This window comes from Dysgonomonas sp. 511 (assembly GCF_010501105.1).
Classification (GTDB): Bacteria; Bacteroidota; Bacteroidia; order Bacteroidales; family Dysgonomonadaceae; genus Dysgonomonas.
The window spans coordinates 1-22,327 of record NZ_QVMQ01000003.1 but is presented as its reverse complement, the minus strand read 5'-3'; the positions used below and the strand labels follow the sequence as shown (position 1 = coordinate 22,327).

The 22,327-nt window shown below is 38.6% G+C and carries 22 protein-coding genes; 9 read left to right on the top strand and 13 right to left on the bottom strand.

The genetic code is table 11. The features are described 5' to 3' along the window. The first annotated feature begins 15 nt into the window (after positions 1 to 15). From D0T57_RS01920 to D0T57_RS01905, 4 genes are all read left to right on the top strand, one after another. The gene (locus tag D0T57_RS01920) at positions 16 to 1,167 is read left to right on the top strand and encodes an OmpA family protein (protein WP_163270337.1); all 1,152 of its coding nucleotides are present in this window, start codon (positions 16 to 18) and stop codon (positions 1,165 to 1,167) included. Between the two features lie 221 nt (positions 1,168 to 1,388). Further along, entirely contained in the window at positions 1,389 to 1,949 is a 561-nt protein-coding gene (locus tag D0T57_RS01915; RefSeq protein ID WP_163270335.1) for a glucosaminidase domain-containing protein, read from the top strand. A 184-nt stretch (positions 1,950 to 2,133) separates the two neighbouring features. Then, entirely contained in the window at positions 2,134 to 4,506 is a 2,373-nt protein-coding gene (locus D0T57_RS01910; RefSeq protein WP_163270333.1) for a cation:proton antiporter, read from the top strand. Positions 4,507 to 4,545: 39 nt separating this feature from the next. Then, on the top strand, positions 4,546 to 5,376 hold the full coding sequence (locus tag D0T57_RS01905) for a zinc finger domain-containing protein (protein ID WP_163270331.1): 831 nt from the start codon (positions 4,546 to 4,548) through the stop codon (positions 5,374 to 5,376). 5 nt (positions 5,377 to 5,381) lie between these two features. On the opposite strand, the gene D0T57_RS01900 is transcribed toward D0T57_RS01905, so the two are convergent. From D0T57_RS01900 to D0T57_RS01865, 8 genes are all read right to left on the bottom strand, one after another. After that, positions 5,382 to 6,332, bottom strand: a complete 951-nt coding sequence (locus tag D0T57_RS01900; protein WP_163270329.1) for an NAD(P)-dependent oxidoreductase — start codon at positions 6,330 to 6,332, stop codon at positions 5,382 to 5,384. A gap of 128 nt (positions 6,333 to 6,460) precedes the next feature. Next, positions 6,461 to 6,982: an HAD family hydrolase gene (locus D0T57_RS01895; RefSeq protein ID WP_163270327.1), complete on the bottom strand. Its 522-nt coding sequence runs from the start codon at positions 6,980 to 6,982 to the stop codon at positions 6,461 to 6,463. A gap of 9 nt (positions 6,983 to 6,991) precedes the next feature. After that, the gene (locus D0T57_RS01890) at positions 6,992 to 7,753 is read right to left on the bottom strand and encodes a Rossmann-like and DUF2520 domain-containing protein (protein WP_163270325.1); all 762 of its coding nucleotides are present in this window, start codon (positions 7,751 to 7,753) and stop codon (positions 6,992 to 6,994) included. Next, the gene (locus D0T57_RS01885) at positions 7,753 to 8,106 is read right to left on the bottom strand and encodes a hypothetical protein (RefSeq protein WP_163270323.1); all 354 of its coding nucleotides are present in this window, start codon (positions 8,104 to 8,106) and stop codon (positions 7,753 to 7,755) included. The genes D0T57_RS01890 and D0T57_RS01885 overlap by 1 nt, the downstream gene beginning before the upstream one ends. 3 nt (positions 8,107 to 8,109) lie before the next feature. Beyond that, a complete protein-coding gene (locus tag D0T57_RS01880; RefSeq protein WP_163270320.1) occupies positions 8,110 to 8,658 on the bottom strand; it encodes a nitroreductase family protein in 549 nt (182 codons plus the stop codon). A 10-nt stretch (positions 8,659 to 8,668) separates the two neighbouring features. Beyond that, positions 8,669 to 10,048, bottom strand: coding sequence for a sugar transferase (locus tag D0T57_RS01875; protein ID WP_163270317.1), 1,380 nt, complete (start codon positions 10,046 to 10,048; stop codon positions 8,669 to 8,671). 70 nt (positions 10,049 to 10,118) lie between these two features. Continuing rightward, a complete protein-coding gene (topA, locus tag D0T57_RS01870; protein ID WP_163270314.1) occupies positions 10,119 to 12,452 on the bottom strand; it encodes a type I DNA topoisomerase in 2,334 nt (777 codons plus the stop codon). Between the two features lie 150 nt (positions 12,453 to 12,602). Further along, entirely contained in the window at positions 12,603 to 13,679 is a 1,077-nt protein-coding gene (locus D0T57_RS01865; RefSeq protein WP_163270311.1) for a hypothetical protein, read from the bottom strand. 185 nt (positions 13,680 to 13,864) lie between these two features. On the opposite strand from D0T57_RS01865, the gene D0T57_RS01860 reads away from it, so the two are divergent. Beyond that, on the top strand, positions 13,865 to 16,225 hold the full coding sequence (locus tag D0T57_RS01860; protein WP_163270308.1) for a TonB-dependent receptor family protein: 2,361 nt from the start codon (positions 13,865 to 13,867) through the stop codon (positions 16,223 to 16,225). A gap of 348 nt (positions 16,226 to 16,573) precedes the next feature. Beyond that, positions 16,574 to 17,023, top strand: coding sequence for a hypothetical protein (locus D0T57_RS01855; RefSeq protein WP_163270305.1), 450 nt, complete (start codon positions 16,574 to 16,576; stop codon positions 17,021 to 17,023). On the opposite strand, the gene D0T57_RS01850 is transcribed toward D0T57_RS01855, so the two are convergent. Together D0T57_RS01850 and D0T57_RS01845 are read right to left on the bottom strand one after the other, a co-directional pair. Further along, positions 17,024 to 17,209 (bottom strand): hypothetical protein, encoded by a 186-nt coding sequence (locus D0T57_RS01850; RefSeq protein ID WP_163270302.1) that lies wholly within the window; start codon positions 17,207 to 17,209, stop codon positions 17,024 to 17,026. It lies immediately after the preceding gene. Between the two features lie 289 nt (positions 17,210 to 17,498). Continuing rightward, entirely contained in the window at positions 17,499 to 18,026 is a 528-nt protein-coding gene (locus tag D0T57_RS01845; RefSeq protein ID WP_163270299.1) for a hypothetical protein, read from the bottom strand. 482 nt (positions 18,027 to 18,508) lie between these two features. On the opposite strand from D0T57_RS01845, the gene D0T57_RS01840 reads away from it, so the two are divergent. From D0T57_RS01840 to D0T57_RS01830, 3 genes are all read left to right on the top strand, one after another. Then, positions 18,509 to 18,748: a hypothetical protein gene (locus D0T57_RS01840; protein WP_163270297.1), complete on the top strand. Its 240-nt coding sequence runs from the start codon at positions 18,509 to 18,511 to the stop codon at positions 18,746 to 18,748. Further along, positions 18,745 to 19,290: a hypothetical protein gene (locus D0T57_RS01835; protein ID WP_163270294.1), complete on the top strand. Its 546-nt coding sequence runs from the start codon at positions 18,745 to 18,747 to the stop codon at positions 19,288 to 19,290. The genes D0T57_RS01840 and D0T57_RS01835 overlap by 4 nt, the downstream gene beginning before the upstream one ends. Positions 19,291 to 19,392: 102 nt before the next feature. Further along, positions 19,393 to 19,800, top strand: coding sequence for a hypothetical protein (locus D0T57_RS01830; RefSeq protein ID WP_163270291.1), 408 nt, complete (start codon positions 19,393 to 19,395; stop codon positions 19,798 to 19,800). A gap of 81 nt (positions 19,801 to 19,881) precedes the next feature. Here the strand turns inward: D0T57_RS01830 and D0T57_RS01825 are convergent, their stop codons facing one another. From D0T57_RS01825 to D0T57_RS15645, 3 genes are all read right to left on the bottom strand, one after another. After that, positions 19,882 to 21,054 carry a site-specific integrase gene (locus tag D0T57_RS01825; protein WP_163270288.1) on the bottom strand — a complete coding sequence of 391 codons (1,173 nt, stop codon included), beginning with the start codon at positions 21,052 to 21,054 and terminating at the stop codon, positions 19,882 to 19,884. A 428-nt stretch (positions 21,055 to 21,482) separates the two neighbouring features. Beyond that, positions 21,483 to 21,836, bottom strand: a complete 354-nt coding sequence (locus D0T57_RS15650; protein ID WP_368666895.1) for a toll/interleukin-1 receptor domain-containing protein — start codon at positions 21,834 to 21,836, stop codon at positions 21,483 to 21,485. Beyond that, positions 21,821 to 22,243 carry a hypothetical protein gene (locus D0T57_RS15645; protein WP_221412270.1) on the bottom strand — a complete coding sequence of 141 codons (423 nt, stop codon included), beginning with the start codon at positions 22,241 to 22,243 and terminating at the stop codon, positions 21,821 to 21,823. The genes D0T57_RS15650 and D0T57_RS15645 overlap by 16 nt, the downstream gene beginning before the upstream one ends. Positions 22,244 to 22,327: the final 84 nt, after the last annotated feature.

Below are 22,327 nucleotides of genomic sequence, written 5' to 3'. Positions count from 1 at the left end.
CAACACATTGAGAAAATGAAAAAACTACTATTAAGCATTGCGGCTTTTGCCTTGATGGCAATGCCTTCATTGGCACAAGAAACGGCTTACTACCCTTCCAAAATCGGAGAAAACTGGTATATTCAGTTGCAAGGTGGTGCTAGCTATACAATCACAGAATTTCATAGCAAATCTTCTTTCGACGACGTTATTGCCCCTCATGTAGCTTTCTCGTTGGGAAAACATTTTACACCTGTATTCGGTGCCCGTTTGGGAGTTGGCGGCTGGCAATCTAAAAACTACTACAAGGTAGAAGAAGGCATAGAAGGAACATACAAGGTTAAGTACATCCAAACCAATCTGGATGCTTTGGTGAATCTTACAAACGCATTTTGCGGCTATAAGCCAGACCGGGCATTCAACTTGTACGGTATAGCCGGATTCGGGTATTTTCACGGATTCAAAAACTCTGATTACAACCTAACAACTACCAATATTATCGCCCCCCGTGCCGGATTTCAAGCCGATTTTCGTTTGAGCAGTATTGTAAGCCTCAATCTGGAAGTGGCCGGCAACCTATTGCGTGACGACTTTAATGGTTATGAAGCCGATAAATCGTATGATGGCGTAATTGACGCTATGTTGGGGCTTAAATTCAACCTGTCGAAAAAAGGCTTCAGAGCAGCGGAAGGTATCGATCAATCTCAACTCGATGAATTGAATAAAAAAATCAATGCACAAAAAGCTTCATTGAACGACAAAGATACCGAAATCAACCGCTTGAAGAGTGAATTGGCAAACAAGCCGGAACCTCAAGTTATAGTGAAAGAAACAGAAAAAGTAAAAGAAGAAACCGAAGTGTTGATGAACGCTGTTGTAGTATTCCGTCTTGGTAGCGACCAATTGGAGAAAAATCAGGATATCAATATCTACAATGCAGCACGTTACCTGAACGATAATCCGAATATGAATGTAACAGTGACAGGCTATGCCGACAAGAGCACAGGTAATGCCACTGTCAACCAAAGATTGTCGGAACAACGCGCTCAAGCTGTAGCTAAAGTATTGATAGACAAATATAATATCGCATCAGACCGTATCACTGTTAAAGCTAGCGGAGATAAAGAACAATTGTTCCCTACCGATGAGTGGAACCGTGTGGTTGTGTTCACTGCAACAAAGAAATAAGAATTTCTTAAACGACTAAATATCAGGCAATAAGGATGCCCGTCAGGGTGTCCTTATTTTTTTATATAGCATGAGTGTGTTTAAAATATGTTAAATAACACTCTGTTTGAATTTGTAAATTTTAATTAATGAACAGAATAATGTAATATTGTAGTTGTTGCAGAATTATAAACGATAGACCTAAACTAAATAAAAGAAACTATAATAAATTGATACCCCTAATGAAAAGGATACTCCTATTAATATTTGTTTCTGTTTTTAGTTTTGCAATCACAGAAGCAAAAGATTACTCCATATTATCTAAGCCCAGAACAGATAAAGAAAAAGCAAAAAAATGGGCTAAAAATAGAAGGGCGACACAGTTGTTTATAAATCTGGCCGATTTTTATTGGGAGATATGTCCATCTCTAGGTATAGACCCAGTGGTTGCCTACTGCCAGGCGGCTATGGAAACCGGGTATGGCAGATTCGGTGGAATATTGAAGGAAACTTACAAAAATCCCTGCGGGATAAAAACTAACTCGGGAGGAGATGATGAGAAAATAGTGTCATACGAAAAATTCATTTCCTGGAGAGAGGGTATAGAAGCGCATGTCGATCATTTGGCTCTGTATGCAGGAGCAAAAGGTTATCCTAAGAAAAATACAAAAGATCCACGCCATTTTCATGGTATAAAAGGCACAGCGGTGACGGTTAGGGCATTAGAAAAGCGTTGGGCATCGCGCAAAGGTTACGGAGAGGATATTGTGATAATGATCCAGACCCTATTGCGGACTAAATGAACCTTAAAAGCACTAAAATCTGACTGGTAGCTAAAAGTAATAAATCTTTATTTTTTTGCGACGTAAAGTATTTTTTCTTTTCATTAAGTTATTTTTTTAGTAATTTTATGAACTGGAAGCAGCATTTTGTTGTTTCTCAAATAGAAAAAAGAACATAATACACCTCAAATAATTTTATTAACATATGGCTCATTTACCCGATTTTATAAGCGATCTGGCTATAATTCTTATAACCGCAAGCATAGTAACTATAATATTCAAATGGCTGAAACAGCCTGTAGTATTAGGTTATATTGTAGCAGGTTTTTTGGCTAGCCTCCATTTCAAAGAATTTGTAGAGAAACTGGTCGTTAAGGTAACGGGTATTTCCGAGCAGCAGGTATCAGGTGTTTTCAAGGCATTACCCGAAATATCGGATATGGGAAATGTTACTATCTGGTCCGAGTTGGGTATTATATTCCTCTTATTTGCACTGGGTTTGGAGTTTAGTTTCAAAAAGCTGATGGATGTGGGGGGCAAAGCTTCCATAGCCACACTTATCAATATGGGGTCGATGATTATCATCGGCTATCTGGCCGGCGAACTGTTGATTGTAAACCTGATTCCCGATTGGTCGCCGATGAACAGTATATTCTTGGGAGGAATGCTGTCTATGTCGTCTACTACAATTATTATAAAAGCATTTAACGATATGAACCTGCAAAAGAAAAAATTTGCAGGTATTGTTTTTGGTATGCTTATCGTGGAAGACCTTGCTGCCATTGTGATGATGGTTTTGCTGTCTACCTTTGCCGTCAGCCAGCATTTCGAGGGCGGCGAACTGGCAAACAGTGTTGTAAAGCTCATATTCTTTATGCTTATGTGGTTCGTTGTCGGTATTTACATGATACCTACACTATTGAAAAAGCTGAAGAAATACCTGAACGATGAAACCCTGCTGATAGTAGCCATCGGCCTTTGCCTTGGTATGGTATATTTTGCTACGGCAGTCGGTTTTTCGGCAGCGTTGGGCGCCTTTATAATGGGATCTGTCCTTGCCGAAACTATCGAATCGCGGCATATAGAACATTTGATAGAGCCGTTGAAAAATCTCTTTGGAGCAGTCTTCTTCGTTTCGGTGGGTATGATGATAGACCCGGCGGTGATCTACGAATATGCACTGCTCATCTTGTTATTGACTCTGGTTGTACTTATCGGGCGCGTTATTTTTGCGACTCTTGGTGTCCTTGCATCGGGCGAAGGCTTGAAAGTGGCTATACAATCAGGTTTCAGTTTGGCTCAGATAGGGGAGTTCTCCTTTATTATCGCTACACTGGGTATGAGCCTGGGAGTAATTACAGAAACACTTTATCCGATAATTGTCGCTGTATCGGTGATAACAACATTTACCACTCCATATTGTATAAAATATTCCGAAAATGCTTACAATTGGATAGAAAAACGTATGCCATCCCGATGGAGCAAATTGATAGAGGGATATGGTGTATCGTCGTATAACACAGTAAATAAGCAAAATGATTGGAAAAAGCTACTGAAAAGCATCTTGACCCTTGTTGCAGTCTATTTTACCGTTTCTATTGCTATATTGCTTGTCTTTCAGTCGTTTATCACCCCCTACATAGTAGAATATGTGCCGGGAAGTATCTGGGGAAATGTTATTTCAGCAATAATAACCTTATTGGCTATGGCTCCATTTCTGCGTGCTATAATGATGAAGAAAAACCGTTCGACAGAGTTTAAGAACCTGTGGCAAGACAATCGCCTGAACAGGGGAGCGTTAATCTCTCTTGTTGCTTTCCGTATCATTATATGTATTGTATTGGTGCTGATGGTTTTGATCCCGTTATTCCCAAAACTTACGGTTCTAATGGTCATAATATCGCTGGCAGTAGTTACATTAATAATCTTTTCGGAAGGATTTAAGGAACAGTCGCGCAGGATAGAAGCGCGTTTTCTGGAAAACCTGAACCTGAAACAGCTACTCGATGAGAAGAAGGCTGCTATACTGCCTACTGTAGCAAACGATTTACGATCGAAAAATATACATATCGAAGAGTTCGAGATATCACAATCATCCTCTAGTATAGGGCGTACACTTAGAGAGCTGAATTTCAGGCAGAAAACAGGTGTGAATATCGTAACAATAATAAGGGGGAGCAAAAAAATCAATATTCCCGATGGGAATGAACGGTTGTATCCATTCGATAGACTTGTAGTATCCGGTTCGGATGAAGAAATGCTGCAATTGGCTCAATATCTGCAAGACAAACGTGCTCAGGCATCGGAAATGGAAGAAGAGGCACAGCACCATATCAGCCTGTCGCAATATCTGGTAGAAAAAGGTTCTTCGCTGATAGGGAAAACGATAGTAAGTGCAGGCATCCGCGAAAAGACTGAATGTATGGTGATTGGCGTTGATAGGGGAGAGGCGTCCATTATCAATGTGGAGCCGGCAATCCAATTTCAAGAAGGTGATATCATCTGGCTTGCAGGAGAAAAAGATAAGTTGAACTCTTTCGAAGAAAATATAGCAGATTTAGAGCCTTTGATCCCATAGTTTTTTATCTTTGATATCGTATTACATAAAGAAAAGAATATGTTGGAAATTCCCGAATCGGCTACAATTGCCCGTCAGGCAGAATCGATACTGGCAGGGAAACGGATAGCTAAGGTTGTACAAGCCACAAGCCCGCACAAATTTACGTGGTATAATGGCGACCCGCTTTTATATCCCGACACGTTGGTTGGGCGTGAGATTGACTCCATACACGGTCATGGAGCATTCATAGACATACATTGCGACGCTGGTATAACTCTCTCTATCAGCGATGGTACTAACCTGAAGTATTATCCGGCCTTTGAGAAACATCCGGCAAAGCACCAGATGTTGATAGAGTTTGACGATAAAAGTTTCGTTGCGTTTACTGTATCCATGTATGGCTCTATCTATGCCTATAAAGGTGAACTCGATAATAAATATCATAAGGGAAGCCTGAATAGCATATCGCCTTTGAACGATGAATTTGACACCAATTATTTCGACAGCATATTCCGGAATGCCGGACGCGATATGTCGATAAAAGCCCTGCTGGCTACCGAACAGCGCATTCCCGGACTGGGCAATGGGGTATTACAGGATATTTTGTTCCTGTCGGGACTGCATCCCAAACGCAAAATATCTACGATAGGCGACTTGCAAAAAGGCGATTTATTCCATTGCCTGAAAGTCACCCTGCATAATATGACAGATAGGGGCGGACGCAATACCGAAAAGGATTTTTACGGTAATTTTGGCGGCTACAAATGTCTGTTGTCAAAGAATACATATAAAGAGCCATGCCCGAACTGTGGCAATGAGATCGTAAAAGAGGCCTATTTGGGAGGAACTGTTTACTATTGCCCCAATTGCCAGCCATTAGGTAAGTAATGGATTTAGAATAGCTCCATTCCGTCTTTGTAAGTCTTGTATTTCAGATTGGGCAATAACTCTTTTCGCATACGCCCGGTATCTCCATAATATGACGCCATACCTATCTTTATGAAATCAACAGTCAATGGGCTGCGGGTATTGAATATAGCCGAAAAGAGTTCAAACCCCCTTGCTGCTGTCATTATCATCCAAACGGGCATTCGCCAAGGCTTGTGATTCCCTTTATATGTGGTGATGTCGTCGAAAAATTGCTGTAGGGTCTGTATTCCTTCATCGCCTATATGGTAAATACCTGTTATGCCGTCTTTTATAGATGCTGCAATAGTTGCATTTACAAAATCGTCTTTCGATATCAGGTGAATATAAGTCGGTTTTTTCCATATCCCCAGCAGATAGTGGCGTGCAAACCATTGGGCGGCATCTATCATCAATATTCCCTCTCCATATACCATGCCTACCCGCAGCGATACAGCTTCGAATCCATGTTTTTCACCATACCGGAACAGTAACTTTTCTTCTTCGAGACGGGTGCGGGCATGCATAGATTCTGGTTGTCCGGTCAATACTCCTTTTGCGGGATTGTCGGGGGTGTTCTCTCCTTCCACATGGGGAAAGCTGATAAGGATTACGCGCTTTACCTTTTGTTTAACAGCTGCATCTAGTAGGTTTTTGAAGTAATGGGTGTTGGTAGTAGGCAGGAATTTCTCTGGGTTGGCTTTGAACAATACTCCTGCAAAATGTACCACAACATCTACATCCTGCAATGCCGGATAAAGCGTCTCTTTATCGTTCAGGTCAATTTTGAATATATCAACATTGCTTTTATCCTTTAAGTCTGCCGAAACCTCTTTCTTGTGAATAAGAAGATTTAGATAGACATCCATGTCCTTAAAACCTTGTGCAAGCAGTCCTCCTAAATTGCCGGCAGCACCCGTGATAGCGATTCTTTTCATATACTCTCTGTTTTGATATAAAGATAGTCTGTCTTTAGGGGATTATAGCCAATGAACTTTAATATTTCCTTAAATACTTGTTGTGCAAGATATATATAAGAAGAGTAAAAATCGATATTATTTTCCGTTTACCACCCAAAGGCTTCTTCGCTCATCCAGTTTCCCTGCACTTTCAATACCTGCTCGATAAGGTCGCGGGCAACTCCTTCACCTCCTTTACAATGGGATATATATTTTGCAATCCCTCTTATTTCGGGGGCGGCATCAGCCGGAGCAACGGGCAGCCCAACTTCTTTCATTACATGATAATCAGGCAAATCGTCGCCCGAATAGATAATCTCTTCGGGCTTGTATCCGGTCTTTGATATATAATCGTTGAAATCATTTATTTTTATGCTCGACTTCATATAGATGTCCTTGATGCCCAAACGGCTAAAGCGTAAACGAACCGATTCTGTATCGGCTCCCGTTATAATTGCTACTCCATAACCATGCTTCACAGCCATGTTAAGGGCATATCCGTCTTTGATATTAACCATGCGCATAGGTTCACCTTCCGGAGACAGCGGAATAGAATTTGGCGATAATACGCCATCGACATCAAATATGAAACACTTTATTTTGCTCAGGTCGTAATTTATAGTACTCATAGTATTTGCTTATTTATTCATCTTGTGTATGCTTTCACTCAGTAAAGCATATATTTTCTTTATTTGCTCATCTTCAATCAAGTCGAGATGCTTATGGATTATATTTTCGTCGTAACGTACTGCCGGCCCTGTCTGAGCCTCTTCGGGAGATAAAGTATGCACTTTATTTGCCGTTTCGTCAATTAAGGGTAGTGCCACATCGAATGGCAATCCTACTTTTGCGAGGAATAATTTAGACAAGGTGTACATATGATTGGAAAAATTACAGGCAAAAACACCGGTAAGATGTACATATTTCCTCTTTTCGGAAGAGAGAGGATATACTTTTCCTGATAGTTTATCAGCCATATTTCTTATCTCTGATAACACAGCCTCATCCGAAGCTTCTACAAACAATGGTATTTCAGCCCAACAGATTTCCCTGTTTTTGCTGAAAGTCTGAAACGGATAAAGAACCCCGCAACGGGATGTATATGGACAAAAAATGTCAAGAGGCAGGCTGCCTGCCGTATGTATCCAGATACCATTGTTTTCAGGCACCTGCTTTAAAACATCCTCTAATACTGAATCTTTAAGAGAGAAAATATAGAAATCGGCATCAATAGCAATTTTGCTGATATCGGTAATGGCAATTGCTCCAATCTCTTTAGCCAATAAAGAAGCTGAAGTTTCTGTACGGCTATAAACCTGCACTATATCAAATGATTTACTATATAATGCACGGCCTAGTTGTGTAGCTACATTTCCCGCCCCAATCAGAACGACTTTCATCAGTTTTTCTTTTTCGAAGTCAATATCATTGCTGTTCCCGCAATTATCAGCCCGGCAGGGACTATCAGGTTGGAATAACTACTCATCCAACTAAAAAATACATTAGCATTCAGCAAAATACCAACGCCCAGAAATATCCATCCCATTACTCTCTTAGGCTGGGTGAGGAGGAATACAAATCCGGCGATAAGAAAAAAAGCCCCTATGCTGATCAGGTTGTTAGCATACGGTATTTGATCGAGGATATCCATTTTGTCCAACAGGAATAATACCCCAAAAATAAGGATAACAAGCCCGTAAGACAAACGGTCGTTCGACCTGCCGGAAGAAGAGGATGAATTATTATTTGCCATATTTTAGTCTGCTAACTGATTAATATTAAATTTACCTATATGTACCTTTTCCCATTGAAGCTTCTCGTCATCGAAAGGAGGACGCTCCTGCGCTTTATGCCCCAAAGCTATAATAGACAATACCTGCATTTGCAACGGAATATCCAGTAATTCCCGCACATATTCGTCCGACGGAGTGTCGGCTACTGTAAAGCGTTCGCGTACTTGCACCCAACAACTGCCAAGCCCCAGATCTTCGGCCTGCAACTGCATCATTATAGACGTAATGGAAGCATCCTCTATCCATACATCGCTGGCAAATGGATCGGCAAGGATTACTACAGCCAATGCGCATCCGGCTATCAGCTTACTGCCCATTTTTTTGCATTGCGATAATTTTTCGAGCACTTCTTTATCTTCTACCAATACAAATTGCCAGGGGTTGGTGCTTTTCGATGCCGGAGACATCAGAGCGGCTTTCATTATAGCTTCTACCTGCGAAGGGTCTAATGGCTGGTCGGTAAATTTTCGCGTACTACGACGGCTTTGTATCAAATGATTAAAATCTTTCATTGATTCTGTATTATTGGCGCCTTGTCAGCTTTTCCACTTCTTCTTCGAGTTCGGTCACACTTTTCACCCCTTCGGTGCTGCTTAGGCGCAGAATGATATTCATTGTCTGCATTATGAGTTTCAAATCCAAAGCAAAAGAATAGCCGTTGATATACAACAAGTCGTATTTCAGCTTATCCCTTACAGTTGTATTATATTTGCCTTGTACCTGTGCCAAACCCGTCAATCCGGCTTTTACTCTATGGCGCAAATTATATTCCGGTATTTCTTTGGCAAATTGTTCTACAAAAACAGGGCGTTCGGGGCGTGGCCCTACGATACTCATATCGCCAACAAGTATGTTATAAATCTGAGGAATTTCGTCGAGCCGCGTTGCTCTCAATATTCGTCCTAATTTCGTAATACGGCTATCCTTGTTCGATGCCAGTATAGGCCCCGAAATAGCTTCCGCATCCTGGACCATTGTCCTGAATTTATATATTTTGAATATCCTATTGTTACGGGTCATCCTTTCCTGCATGTAAAAGGCCGATCCTCCGGTCTTCAATATGAGGTATATAATGAAGCCGGGTATTAAGAATATAACAAGGGCGATTGTACTTAAAAGTACATCCAAAATCCTTTTCAAAGATTCGCTGCTGCCCGATAGTCCGAGTTCCCTAACATCTAACAAAGGAGAATCGTCTATCTGTACAATGTTTCCGTTGAATTGCAATATATCTGTATTTTTGGGCTGATAGAGCAGTATTTGGTCTTTTTCGACACAGTAGAAAACAATTTCCTGCTTGAGGCTCTCCTCTACATCTTCGGTAAGGAAAGTTACATCGCATTCGTCTATATAATCATACACTTTAGGATGATCGGGTGCGCATACATGTTTTATCTGCGACCACATCCCTCTCGATTCCAGAAGTTTATAGGCTAATGGTTGCGATTTTTCACGCCCTATAACTAAGACTGTCTTGCGTTTATTCGACTCGTAATATATCTTATTGGTAAGCAGGTGCCAGATGCTTATAAACAAGACCTGAAATGCAGCACTAATCAACAGGATACTTCTAGGAAGGGCAAATTCGCGGATAAAGAAGCTCACTGCCATTGTAAATGCCAAAAGCAAGACAATGACTAAAGATACTGTATATCCTATTCCGAAAATAGAAAAGTCCTTAGGTTTATCCAATTCGAATACATGGCTGATAATGAGATAAGCAATAACAATATAGGGGAGAATTGCCCAATAGGCATTGTAGTTTACAGCAAAGTTCTCTAAATCTTCCTTCAGTATATAGAAAGAAAGCATGTATGCTCCATGTATTATAAGCAAATCTAATAAAGGAGTCAGCAGACGTATTCCTTTATATCCAAAGGTATTTTCCAGCAATCTATTCATGGGCATATCATTTTAAGATGTTATTGCCAGTTTGTTGAATTATATATGAAAAAAGTAAAAAGAAGGTTTTTTACTTCTTTTTACTTTTTTTTGTTTTAGTATCTGTTTTCGAGTCCTGCTCTTTTATTATTTCCAATACGGCATCGTATGTCAATTCTTCGGGCTTTGCATTTTTCGCCAACTTATAATTTTTCTTCTTATATGCTATATATGGGCCGTAACGTCCGTTCAATAATTGCAGGTCGGCATCTTCTTCAAATGTCTTGATTATTTTTTCTGCATCCTTCTTGCGTTTATCTTCAATCAGCAGGATAGCATCTTCTATAGTCACAGTATATGGATCGTAGTCTTTAGGCAGGGAAACAAATTTGCTATTATGCTTCACATATGGCCCGAAGCGTCCTGTACTTGCCGAAACTTCCTTTCCTTCAAATTCGCCGAGCGTACGCGGCAAATCGAATAATTTGAGGGCTTCGTCGAGTGTAATAGTAGCTATCGACTGGTTCTTTTGCAGGCCTGCAAACTGAGGCTTATCTGCATCTTCCTGTGTGCCTATTTGCACCATTGGTCCGAAACGTCCGATCTTGACGGATACCTGACGCCCCGATTTAGGGTCGGTACCTAATATGCGCTCGCCTATCTTGTGCTCGGTTTGCATATTCGACGCTTCTTCTACTACAGGATGGAAAACCTTATAGAATTTGTCTATCATTTTCGTCCAGTTCTCTTCGCCATCGGCTACCTGGTCAAACTCTTTTTCTACGGTTGCTGTGAAATTATAATCGAGAATATTAGGAAAATATTCGGTAAGGAAATCGTTTACGACCATCCCTGTATCGGTAGGTATAAGCTTACCTTTGTCTGTCCCGGTTATTTCTTTTTTCTCCGTATCGGTTATCTTGTCCTTTTTCAATGTAAGGACATTATATTTGCGTTCTGTACCTTCTATATTCGATTTTTCGACATACTCGCGGTTTTGAATCGTGGAAATAGTGGGCGCATAAGTAGAAGGGCGTCCTATTCCCAACTCTTCGAGTTTCCTTACCAAAGCAGCTTCACTGTACCGGCTCGGACGTTGTGTGAAACGTTCCATAGCTATAGTTTCTTTCATAGCCATTGGTTCGTTTACCTTTACCGAAGGCAAAAGGCTAGCTTCGTCTTCATGGTTCTCATCGTCTGTACCTTCCAGATAGACATGAAGAAACCCGTCGAATTTTATAACTTCGCCGACTGCACTGAATTTCAAGCTGTTTTCGTTCGATATAGCTATAGTAATAGTCGTCTTTTCCAACTCGGCATCGGCCATCTGCGATGCTATAGTACGCTTCCAGATCAGCTCGTAAAGTTTTTTCTCCTGGGCTGTACCCGAAACTGTGTGTTCCGACATATATGTAGGGCGGATGGCCTCATGGGCTTCTTGCGCTCCTTTCGATTTGGTAGAAAAACGACGGACTTTAGAATATTGTTTACCGTATGCAGTTTCTATCTCGTTGCGGGATGTATTTATTGCCAGATCGGACAGGTTTACCGAATCGGTACGCATATATGTTATCTTTCCCGATTCGTATAGTTTCTGGGCAACCATCATTGTCATCGATACCGGAAATCCCAGTTTACGCGAAGCTTCCTGCTGCAATGTAGAAGTAGTAAATGGTGCTGCCGGCGATTTTTTCATCGGTTTGGTTTCCACGTTTTCTACCGAGAAGTTTGCACTCTTCAGTTTTTCGAGGAAAGCGACAGCCTCTTCTTTTGTTTTCAGGCGTTTATTGAGCTCCGTTTTTATCTCTGATACTGTTCCGTTTTCTTCTTTGGTGAATATGGCTGTTACACGATACGATGCTTCTGCTTTGAATCCCTGTATTTCGCGTTCGCGTTCTACAATCAACCGTACGGCAACCGATTGCACGCGTCCTGCCGAAAGGGCGGGACGCACTTTGCGCCAGAGTACGGGTGACAATTCAAAGCCTACTATGCGGTCGAGCACCCGTCGTGCCTGCTGTGCATCTACAAGGTGTACGTCTATCTTGCGCGGGTTTTCTATAGCATGGAGAATGGCATCTTTGGTTATTTCGTGAAAAGCTATTCTTCTCGTTTTTTCCTCATCGAGTTTCAGTGTTTGATACAAGTGCCACGATATGGCTTCCCCTTCGCGGTCTTCATCGGAAGCCAGCCATACTATATCGGCTTGTTTGGCAGCGGCTTTCAGTTCATCTACCACTTTCTTCTTGTCGGCGGGCACTTCGTATAGAGGCGTATAGCCATGTTTCAGGTCTATTCCAAGGTCTTTCTTTTTCAGGTCGCGAATATGCCCATAGCTGGACATAACTTTGAAATCCTTACCGAGAAATTTTTCTATTGTCTTGGCTTTGGCCGGAGACTCGACTATAACTAAATTTTTTTGCATATTATATAAATAAGAGCAGTCTGAACTCTATTTGGTTTTATTTACTACTAATATAACGCTATGGCTATTGAACGGCAAAAGTAATGATTTTGTTTCAAAAAAATAAAATAAAACCCCGAAACTGAGGTTTCAGGGTTCAAGTTTTTATTATTAATTAAAAATCTGCGGCTCTGCATCCCGCGTGAAATCGGAATAGCCCGTTTCTTCGAAGTTATAACTTGCAAGAACTTCTTTGGCAACTTTGACAAATGCTTCGAAATCGTATATAATAAAATCGATATACGAAAAATGGAAGCCTGTAGCTCCACCCAAGCTTTCGGCTATACCATATGTAGCTGCCTGGTCGATAATCTTATCTTCTATATCGCCTCTGAAATTGACTACATCCTCACGGGGAATATTTATATTCTCGAAAAATAAGAACCCGAAATGCACCCCGTTTTCCTTCGCTTCGTCTACCCGGCGGTTTTCACCATTATAGAAATCATTGATAAGGGGAATACAGGAGGTATAACCCGAAAAAATATCTTCGCGAAGCGTCCAGTCTTCTTCTTCGCTTGGTTCGAGCCTATAAGTAGAATATATTTCGGTAGGATTTTCATATTTTGTCCATTTATTATCTTCTATGGCTTTATCTATTACTCCTTTCAAGCCTACCATATTGGTCGATGGTTTGTCCAACTTGTTTTCTACAAAGTCGATATAACCGATGTATTCCATCGAGTATAGTTCGCCGATAAACTGATCCATATATATAAAGAACATGGAATAGCGTTTGTTTTCTTCCAATGCCATCAGTTTAGGGCTACATACTTCTATATTGACTTTCGGCCTGTCGCCATCGGTTTCGGGATAAATGGTTACATCGTCGTCGCTGATCCTGACACCGAACATTTCTATTGCCGAACCCGGTTTACCATGTGCAGGCTTGGATGAATAGAAGTTCCATTTCTCCCAGAGATGTTCGGGCGCGTGTTGCAACCAGTAGTGCAATAGCATCAACTGTGCCCGGTCGCCTTCGGGAGTGAGTATCAGTTCGTATTTGCCTTCATGGTTTATCCCCATTTCGAAATATACCTTGTGAAATGCTATTTGCAATATGCTGTCTACAAAATTCAGAAGAGTTTCGCCTTCTGCTTTATTATCCATCATTTCCCGAATCTGATATTCTTCTTCCGAAAAAGATTTCCAGAACTTAGCCACCCTGCTCTTAAAAGATTCTTGCATAGTTGTTCGCCGTTAGTGTTATATAATTCAATAATTGTCAAAGATAAAAATTAAATTCACATGGAAATAAAAAATTAAAAGTAAAATGGCGATAACACTTGATAACACTAAGTAGGAAAACGGAAACATAGATTTAGAGCCGATATATATAGCTTTGCCATATGAAAATCAACAACGATACAACTATGAAACCTACTCTACTATTACTTTTTCTAACTTTATCTATTTTCTCCCATTCGCAAAAATATAATCTCACAGGTACGGTGATGGACGAATCGAACCAGATAGTCGAAGGTGTGACTTGTATTCTCAACAATGTCGCTGATAGTACGAAGGTGAAAACCGTATTGTCAGACAGTACAGGGCGGTTTCATTTCTCCGGTATGGAGAGTGGCAATTATATGTTAACTCTGAGGCATATGGTCTACAAAACTGAGAGTAGTGCCATATCAATCAGCAACTCAGATATAGAAACACCTCCTTATATATTAGAGCCTGTAAACAAGCAACTGAAAGAAATCGTTGTCAATGGCGAACGCCCCATTGTAAAAGCAATGGATGGAAAACTTATATACGACGCTCCCCAACTGATACAGGGTAAAACTGTATCGAATGCATTCGAAACTTTGCAGAACATACCGGGAATAATGGGTAGTGGAGATGAAATACAGCTGGCTGGCTCGTCGGAATATGCAATCCTGCTAAACGGGAAAAAGACAAGCATGAGTGTATCGCAACTTATTTCATTATTAAAATCTATGCCCGCATCGCGTGTAGCCAATGTAGAAATAATGTACAGCGCTCCACCTCAATATAATGTAAGAGGCGCAGCTATCAATGTAGTATTGAAAGAACAGTCGGCCCAACTGCCTACCCTGCAAGGGGAAGGGAGCGCCGAATATAAACAGGCTTTTTACGAGGGCTTCAACCTCAGAGGAAATCTGCTTTATGCAAAACCATCTTTCAATGCCGACCTTACAGTAGGGATAAACAAAGCGCGAGGGTGGGGTAAAACCCGCATGTATGCTGTACACGAATCGAAAGACCATGTGTACGACATTACGCAGAATAACAAACATACTTCCGACTATAAGGATATAAATATGAGGCTGGGGCTGGGATATACATTCAAAAACAAGGATAAAATAAGCCTGGCTTACACAAACGAACTGTCAGAATCTGAAAATACACCTTCGTCGCATACCATCTTCCTGCAAGACGATATCCCATATACTGATATCCGTTCGCAAAACCATAAAGCAGGGAACGACTATATGCACAACCTGAAAACGGAATATAATTCGCACAAACAGTTCAATATCGGCGTAGATTATACCTATTATCACGATCCGGCTACCGATAAATATTTCGACTATTTGCCCGATGGAAACTTGCAAACAGCTTTCAAGACGGAGACAGGACAGAAAATAAACAAGGCTCTGTTTTATGCCAACCATAATATAATGGTAGCTAAAACATGGAAAATCAACTATGGTGCAAATTTCTCGATGTCGAATAATAACAACAAGTATGATTATTATAAAGACCCGGACAGCAATAGCCTTGATTCGATAAGCGATACAAAACAGAAAGAATATACGGGTTCTGTTTTTGCAGGGATTTCGAAATCATTCAACTCTAAACTGTCGGCTCAGGCATCTGTGTCTGCCAACTATTTCAAAGCGTCTATCGACATTATGGGAGCAAAAAAGACATTGTGGGACGATTTTCAGCCGTTTGCAAATGTCAACCTTACTTATATGTACAGCCCTATGCGGATATTGCAGTTTTCTTTTTCGTCGGACATAGATTACCCGCCTTATTGGGCATTGAGTACCGACAGGTTTAAGATTAACGCATATTCGCAAGCAGTGGGGAATCCCGAACTGAAATTTTCGAAAAAATATAAGTCGCAGCTAACGTTCATTGCCAATCAGAAATATATTATTGGGGCAAGTTATGAATATAACCCCGACCGCTACATACAGCTTCCTTACCAATCGCAAAATGCTCTGGAAAATATATTCCAGATGGTAAACCTTGATTACAGTAAGCAATACAGCTTGTTTTTGGTTGTACCGTTCAAGATCAATAAAATATGGGATTCGAGAACAACACTTAGCCTTATGCGCCAGGAACAGAAAGACGATAATTTTTACGACACGCCATATAAGAGAGGCATGAACTCGTTTGTAATTAGCAGCAGTAATACATTCAATATATCATCGAAACCCGATATTAAGTTCGATCTTTCTGGCTTTTATATGCATGGGGCTATACAGGGCATTTACGACATAAAGAAAATGTGGGATGTGAATGCTGGTGTGAAATGGACTTTTATGAACAGGAATGCCGAACTGATGTTTAAAGTAGAAGACATATTCAAGAGCAGGACGGCAAATACGGTTATCGACTATATGAATCAATACAATACGATGAAGATATATGCAAATGCACCTGTATTCAGGTTATCATTTACCTATCGGTTTGGTAATTATAAAAAACCGAAGGTAGAGGGTGTAGATACATCGCGATTTGGGAGATAAGTATGCTTTATGTACCGGCTAGCCCTAAAAATATATATTTGAGGGTAGTCAAAATATCAATATAACCCTCGAATATGCATTAAGATGTGCATTCTACAGATTTGACTAGAAGTGGTATTTGGAAATCAATGTTTTATAAAAAAGAAAAGGTTGTCATCACGAAATTAGTGGTATACCTTTCATAGATAATGAATTTGTATTTAAGGTGTTGATATTGTGAAATTTATAATAGTAAGGTTATATGGACAATTTTCCATTTTAAACCTTAAATAGAGGAAAACCCTATTCTCATGTAAAGAATTATGTATAGCGTTTTTTGCGCTTCATGAAGGTTTAACTCTATCAATTATGTTCACAATTAACTTTAAGGGGAAGCCTAACCCCAAGAACAAAAAACAGGTAAAGCTTGAAATGATATTTTTTCGTACTAATTATCCGAGAGCGATAAAAGTGCTCAATATTCTAGCCCTTTACAAAGATTGGGATCAGACAGCCCAATGTTTCAAAGCCAAAGATCCCGATTTTCTGGAAAAGAACGAATACTTACTGGAACTCAAAAATAAGTATCATAAAGTGGCTCTTGAATGGGAAAGAACCGAATACAATTGGACTCCAGTACAATTATCCCGTTATTTTGAAACTCAAAAGGCTCAAAAATCTGAAGTAAAAGTTTTAAATGTTTCTCAGATGATAGACTTGTTAATCGAAACGTTCCTTATCCGAATTCACAAAGCAAAAATATGGAAAGGCTTTTTCATCATATTACTTTTCAGATATCAATGGAGATTTCATTCTTGACTATTCATTAGAGTTTATATCGATTAATTTGTTATTTGCATAAAATATTTGTTTATAGTCAAGAAAACCACTACTTAGATCTTTGTCAAAATAAAAAAATAGGTTTCCAACATTTTTGTGTTTTATCTTCTCACTTATTTTCTCATTTTTCAGATTGATTGTTTTTTCAAAATCTGTAAATGTCATACACAATAATTTCGTTTATAATTCAACAAAAGCTATAAAGTATTTTATATTGTCTCAAGTATCTAAAAAAGAATCTCTTGAATATCACACTATCACCCACCACTTGCTGTTAACGTTCGGCGGCTTGCTGTAGTACAGGGTTTCACAAATGTTCGCGCGGATGTGAACGCTTAAAAATCCGGCAGGATTTTCTGCGGGCATACGCCCCGCATTACAGCAAACCGCATGTTCGTGGCTGGCTTTTTATCTATTATTTAGGATACTAATGAATTTAGATCATTATTTGTTTTCATTTGATAATACAAAGATTTATACCTAACCCTACAATAATCAAGAAAACTACACATGTAATAGGAATATAAAATGCCAACCATCTTGAAATTGTAAAATTCTTAAATATATTGTTTTTTCGTTTTCCATATAACTCCTGCATAATTCCAATTTGATTTGGTTTACCTTTAAATTCTTTGAGAGTTAAAAGTATTTTTACCGCATTGTCATATTTATGGTAAGCGCGAACAAGAGGTAACCAGCAAAAAGATAACAATATTGCTCCAAAGTAAAAAACAAGATATTTCCAATTCTCAAGATTATTTGCAAAACCTGCCGTAACTATCAATGAAAAAACCACTAAAAAGTTATTAAATCTTCCTACAAATAGTTCTTCAAGCCACTTTCTTTCTGCATTAAATGTGTCAAAATCTAAATCTTCAATTAGACTTTGACAGCTAGAGCATAATACCTTTTCTTGCTCACGCTTATTTGAACAAATTTTACACATTTCCATTATTATTCTTTTATGTTTACTTAATTTCATTGCTCACACCGTCTGGCTTGCCACTAACTCACTTATATGTGTACCCCAACTACACCAATCATACTTGAATTCGGAAATAGTGTGTACTTTGGAATAACACTCTATCTCTTGTCGCTTCCAAAAGTACTAAATGTTTGAACAATAGCCCAATTTTCATTCAAAAACCTTATATTTAGAGGTTTCTGTGATCTTATTATAAGAATCTTACTATCTCTGCCATAGAAAATAACAATGCGAAGCGTCGCATTAAAACATAACATTAGCGTTCACATAACCTCGAAACGGGAAACTGGTAATTTCATAAGCAAACGAGATGAACTGTGCAATGCTCGTGCCGGTTTGGTGCGGGCTTGCTTGTTTCGTTTGCGGGTATACCAGTGCCTTTAGTTCGAGCAAGTGAGTACCGCATCTTTTTTGCGGTTAAGTGAATCGCTATTGTGAAATAGTGAGCTCATAATTATTAATCACAAAATAATCATTTTATGACTAAAATTGAATCATTAGAATTAATCCAAGAGCGCTTTATGAAAGTCGCTTTTGATCAAGTGTGGCAAACGCATGCCGACCAAATCGAAGATGATATAGACGCATTACCTTTCGCATGGAAGTTACTCTATACAGCACATGACAAATTTGAAGAAGCCCTTTCTTTAGGAAAGTCGAATAACAAAGCATTAGAAGATGCTAGCACAGTATTCATCGTCAAAACTGCCCTGCTATGAAAAAGTATATCTTACTCCTTTTCTTCCCTTTTGTTATTTCCTGTTCTACTTCTCAATCCGAATATGAAAAGGCTATTGCAGACTATCTGCAAACGGGAAACGGTATCAAAACAGATTTAAAGATTGAGTTTCTTGAAATGAAAGTCTCCGATATAACTGTTACCGATAGTATCGCCATCTTACAAAAACGTTTTGATGCTGAAAGAACCAAGAAAATAGAATCTGCCGAAAAGAGCATCAAGCATTGGCAAGAATCAATAGAAAAACAAAAGGGAAAGAAAAATCAGCTTGTTGCTAAAGCTATCATCTCAAACTCCACTGAAAAACTTGAGATTGCCAAGACTGAACTAAAAAAGGCTCAAGAATGGAAGCCCGGCTACTTAAGCCGTTATGAATCCAGAAATCCGTCTGACATTCTTGCCCAAAAAGCCGAATCCCGTTTTTCCTTTATGAACCCTAAGTTGCAGACTAGACAAGAAATGAATGCCTTGTTTATCCTTTCAGCAGATGGGAAACAATGCTATAAAATGATAAAACAATAAAACAATAATATCGTTTTATAACAATATCATATTACAATAAAACGATATTGTTACATAATAATAATACATCAAATGATTATTCACACTAAAAATATACATCCAATGACTAAACTTATCAGAACACTCATTCTTTTTCTCCCTTTCGTTATATTTTCATGTAGTAGCGATAACGATGGAGACGATACAACTGGTAAAACCTACAAAGTCCGTTATGAAGCATCTTGCGATAACCCAAACACGACACTTCGCATCCTATACACCACCAAAAATGCAGATATAGAACACATTTCGGAAGACGCCAAAGAAGTATTTGTTAAATCTCCATTTTCGACAGAACTTGAAATGAAATACGGCGATTATTGCTATATCTCGGTATATGCCAATGGCGATGACGGAGAAACGATCTCTGATGAATTAACCTTTACTAGCTCTATTTTTGTCGATGGAATTAAAAAGGCAGAGACGAGCAATAAAACAGTTTCGGTATCTTATTATATTTTGACTGATTAAGTAGAATCGCTATGCCAATCAATAAATGCCATTTGAGAGGATATACCAAGAATACCTCTCAAATGGCATTTAATTAACATCTTAGGCAATCCACTTATTTAGCATCTCCCGAATAATATCCTCATCATGTAGATGCGTGTATATATCTTTAATGTCATTACCCTCTGCATGCCCCATCATCCGTTCTGCAATATTATCTTGAATCCCTTTTCGGGCAGCAATTGTTCGGAATGAATGTCTGGCTCGATGGAATGTCATTTTCTTTTCAATATTTAGGTCTTTCATTATCTTTTTCAGATATCTATTGCTTACTTGATTTGTAATAGGTATAAAAATCTTCTGAAAATCTTTACCAGAAGCAAGTAACAATTTTACTTTGTCGGAAATAATCGGAATTTTATAGGGGATTTGATTTTTATACCTCTCATTACTAGGTAAATGACAATTCTTGCCATCAACAACATAAGGTTTTAAATCGGCATAAGTAACTACATCAAACTCTGCATAAGAAAGCCCAGTATAACAGGAAAAAAGAAAATTACGCCAAACAGTTTGTTTTCCTTTGGTGTATGTATTGCTTGTATATACTTTATAAAGTTTATCAATCTCCTGTTCTGTCAGTACATCATTATTTTGTGCTTTAATCTTCTTTTTTATAGCAAACCGTTCATATGGATTCTTTTCTATCTTTTCTTTAAGTACAGCCCGACCAATCAAAAACTTGAAATTAGCATGCTTCTTATTGACTGTTGATTCTAAATTTCCCTGCTCTATTTCGTGTGCATGGAACTTTTCGATAAAGTCTAATGTAATTTCATGGAAATGAAGAGTTGGCTTCCATTCCTTCATCGTATTAATAAGCTTTTTGTAATTCGAAATAGTACCTTTGGCTCTATCTAGTTTAAGAACCTCTAATTCCTGTTCTACGAAAGAATAAAAATCCGTGTTGTCATCGTCCTTGATCTCTAATAGTTCTTTTCGGAATTGAGGAATTGGCAAAGGCTTCTCGTAGAAATTCATAATAAGGCTTTTCGCCTTCTCATAAATCTTAGTGATGATTTTGTTGTATAAATGTGCCAGATGCTCTCCCGCACGAACCATCATTGCTTTTGCATCCCAATGTTTGGGTAAGATTGATATTCCTAAACCAATATAGGAATCTTTTTGGTAAGCGATGTAACGCATACAAAGTTGTTGCTTACCATCTTTACGAACGTAATCGTTACGTAGTACAAATTTTACTGTTGCTCTCATGTCTAAATTGTTTTAAAAGTTCGACCAATTTTCGACCAACAGATTGTGTAATTTCTCTAATTTTTCTTTCTATTCTTTCTTTTTGCAAAAATGCAACTCTCTGAAAAACAGAAAGAGGCCGTCTCACAATGAGGTTGCCTCTTTCTTTTTGTTTAAACTTTGCCAAATAATTTAATATTTGATAGCTTTACAAATAAGACAAGAGGCTATTTCATTACAGGAACTATCATATAGATAGCAAAATTCTATTGTGAGACAGCCTCTTTCAATACTCTTAGAGGTTTCTGGCGAACTACTTATGTATTTGATAATCTGATTATTGAGTTTTTAACTATTCAATATTAAAGCCTTATTAATCCTTTGAAAATCCAGTGAAATAAATACTTTGCTCTATATTGATAAATTGCGACCCTTTTTGCGACCCCTTCTTATAGACTTTTTAAATTTTGAACGATATCATCTATGGTATGAATTGAAGTATTTAGTGCTAATTTATCTGCTAATGTTGGACTATATTTCAGAACTTCATCTTTAGATATTTTATGCCAAATCGGTAAAATAACTTTATGCCCATTCATTTCCCTTGCAACCATACCATTTAATTCATATTCAGTCCAATTTTTCTTAACGAATGAAGGAGATACAATGACTATTCCATAATTAGCATTTGATAAACCATAATCAATTTTCTTTCGGAGACTATCTCCAATCTTTAATTCAAATTCATCGTACCAAACTTCAAAACCATTATTCCTTAATGCTTCGGCTAAGTCTCTAACGATATCATCTTTATCTTCGGAAGCATGAGAAATAAAAAATCATATTGTTTGTTAGTTATAATTTCTTCGTTATCTCCAGAATTGTTTTGTGCAGAGTAGTTTATCCCAATAAGTGTCTCTAATTGAGATTTTTGGATTGCAATATCTTCTTGTAATTTTCTTTGAAAGTTCAATTGCTCATCTTGTATTTTTTTCTGTTCCTTTTGTTGAGCCTTTAGTAATTCTTGCTTTTTCTTTCCTAACTCTGCTGATTTAGAAGCTACTTTTTTCTGGTAATCAGCTACTTTTGAACGAAAACTCTGTATATCTTTTTCATATCCTTGCACTTGTCGTTGTTTCATACTAAGAGAAGATGCAGACGTATTTTTGTTGATACTGCGAGCTATCGTATCTATTTGTTTATTTTTCAAGTTCGCTAGTTAAAACTATGTACTTTAGTACAAGGCTTTAGCTTCTATAAATGTTTAAAATTCTATCTTTGTAACGTTTATGGA

What these genes read in the sequence shown, in the direction of transcription:
- D0T57_RS01920 (WP_163270337.1), top strand. Translation starts at nt 16, where the DNA reads ATGAAAAAACTACTATTAAGCATTGCGGCTTTTGCCTTGATGGCAATG.
- D0T57_RS01915 (WP_163270335.1), top strand. Translation starts at nt 1,389, where the DNA reads ATGAAAAGGATACTCCTATTAATATTTGTTTCTGTTTTTAGTTTTGCA.
- D0T57_RS01910 (WP_163270333.1), top strand. Translation starts at nt 2,134, where the DNA reads ATGGCTCATTTACCCGATTTTATAAGCGATCTGGCTATAATTCTTATA.
- D0T57_RS01905 (WP_163270331.1), top strand. Translation starts at nt 4,546, where the DNA reads ATGTTGGAAATTCCCGAATCGGCTACAATTGCCCGTCAGGCAGAATCG.
- D0T57_RS01900 (WP_163270329.1), bottom strand. Translation starts at nt 6,332, where the DNA reads ATGAAAAGAATCGCTATCACGGGTGCTGCCGGCAATTTAGGAGGACTG.
- D0T57_RS01895 (WP_163270327.1), bottom strand. Translation starts at nt 6,982, where the DNA reads ATGAGTACTATAAATTACGACCTGAGCAAAATAAAGTGTTTCATATTT.
- D0T57_RS01890 (WP_163270325.1), bottom strand. Translation starts at nt 7,753, where the DNA reads ATGAAAGTCGTTCTGATTGGGGCGGGAAATGTAGCTACACAACTAGGC.
- D0T57_RS01885 (WP_163270323.1), bottom strand. Translation starts at nt 8,106, where the DNA reads ATGGCAAATAATAATTCATCCTCTTCTTCCGGCAGGTCGAACGACCGT.
- D0T57_RS01880 (WP_163270320.1), bottom strand. Translation starts at nt 8,658, where the DNA reads ATGAAAGATTTTAATCATTTGATACAAAGCCGTCGTAGTACGCGAAAA.
- D0T57_RS01875 (WP_163270317.1), bottom strand. Translation starts at nt 10,048, where the DNA reads ATGAATAGATTGCTGGAAAATACCTTTGGATATAAAGGAATACGTCTG.
- topA (WP_163270314.1), bottom strand. Translation starts at nt 12,452, where the DNA reads ATGCAAAAAAATTTAGTTATAGTCGAGTCTCCGGCCAAAGCCAAGACA.
- D0T57_RS01865 (WP_163270311.1), bottom strand. Translation starts at nt 13,679, where the DNA reads ATGCAAGAATCTTTTAAGAGCAGGGTGGCTAAGTTCTGGAAATCTTTT.
- D0T57_RS01860 (WP_163270308.1), top strand. Translation starts at nt 13,865, where the DNA reads ATGAAACCTACTCTACTATTACTTTTTCTAACTTTATCTATTTTCTCC.
- D0T57_RS01855 (WP_163270305.1), top strand. Translation starts at nt 16,574, where the DNA reads ATGTTCACAATTAACTTTAAGGGGAAGCCTAACCCCAAGAACAAAAAA.
- D0T57_RS01850 (WP_163270302.1), bottom strand. Translation starts at nt 17,209, where the DNA reads ATGACATTTACAGATTTTGAAAAAACAATCAATCTGAAAAATGAGAAA.
- D0T57_RS01845 (WP_163270299.1), bottom strand. Translation starts at nt 18,026, where the DNA reads ATGAAATTAAGTAAACATAAAAGAATAATAATGGAAATGTGTAAAATT.
- D0T57_RS01840 (WP_163270297.1), top strand. Translation starts at nt 18,509, where the DNA reads ATGACTAAAATTGAATCATTAGAATTAATCCAAGAGCGCTTTATGAAA.
- D0T57_RS01835 (WP_163270294.1), top strand. Translation starts at nt 18,745, where the DNA reads ATGAAAAAGTATATCTTACTCCTTTTCTTCCCTTTTGTTATTTCCTGT.
- D0T57_RS01830 (WP_163270291.1), top strand. Translation starts at nt 19,393, where the DNA reads ATGACTAAACTTATCAGAACACTCATTCTTTTTCTCCCTTTCGTTATA.
- D0T57_RS01825 (WP_163270288.1), bottom strand. Translation starts at nt 21,054, where the DNA reads ATGAGAGCAACAGTAAAATTTGTACTACGTAACGATTACGTTCGTAAA.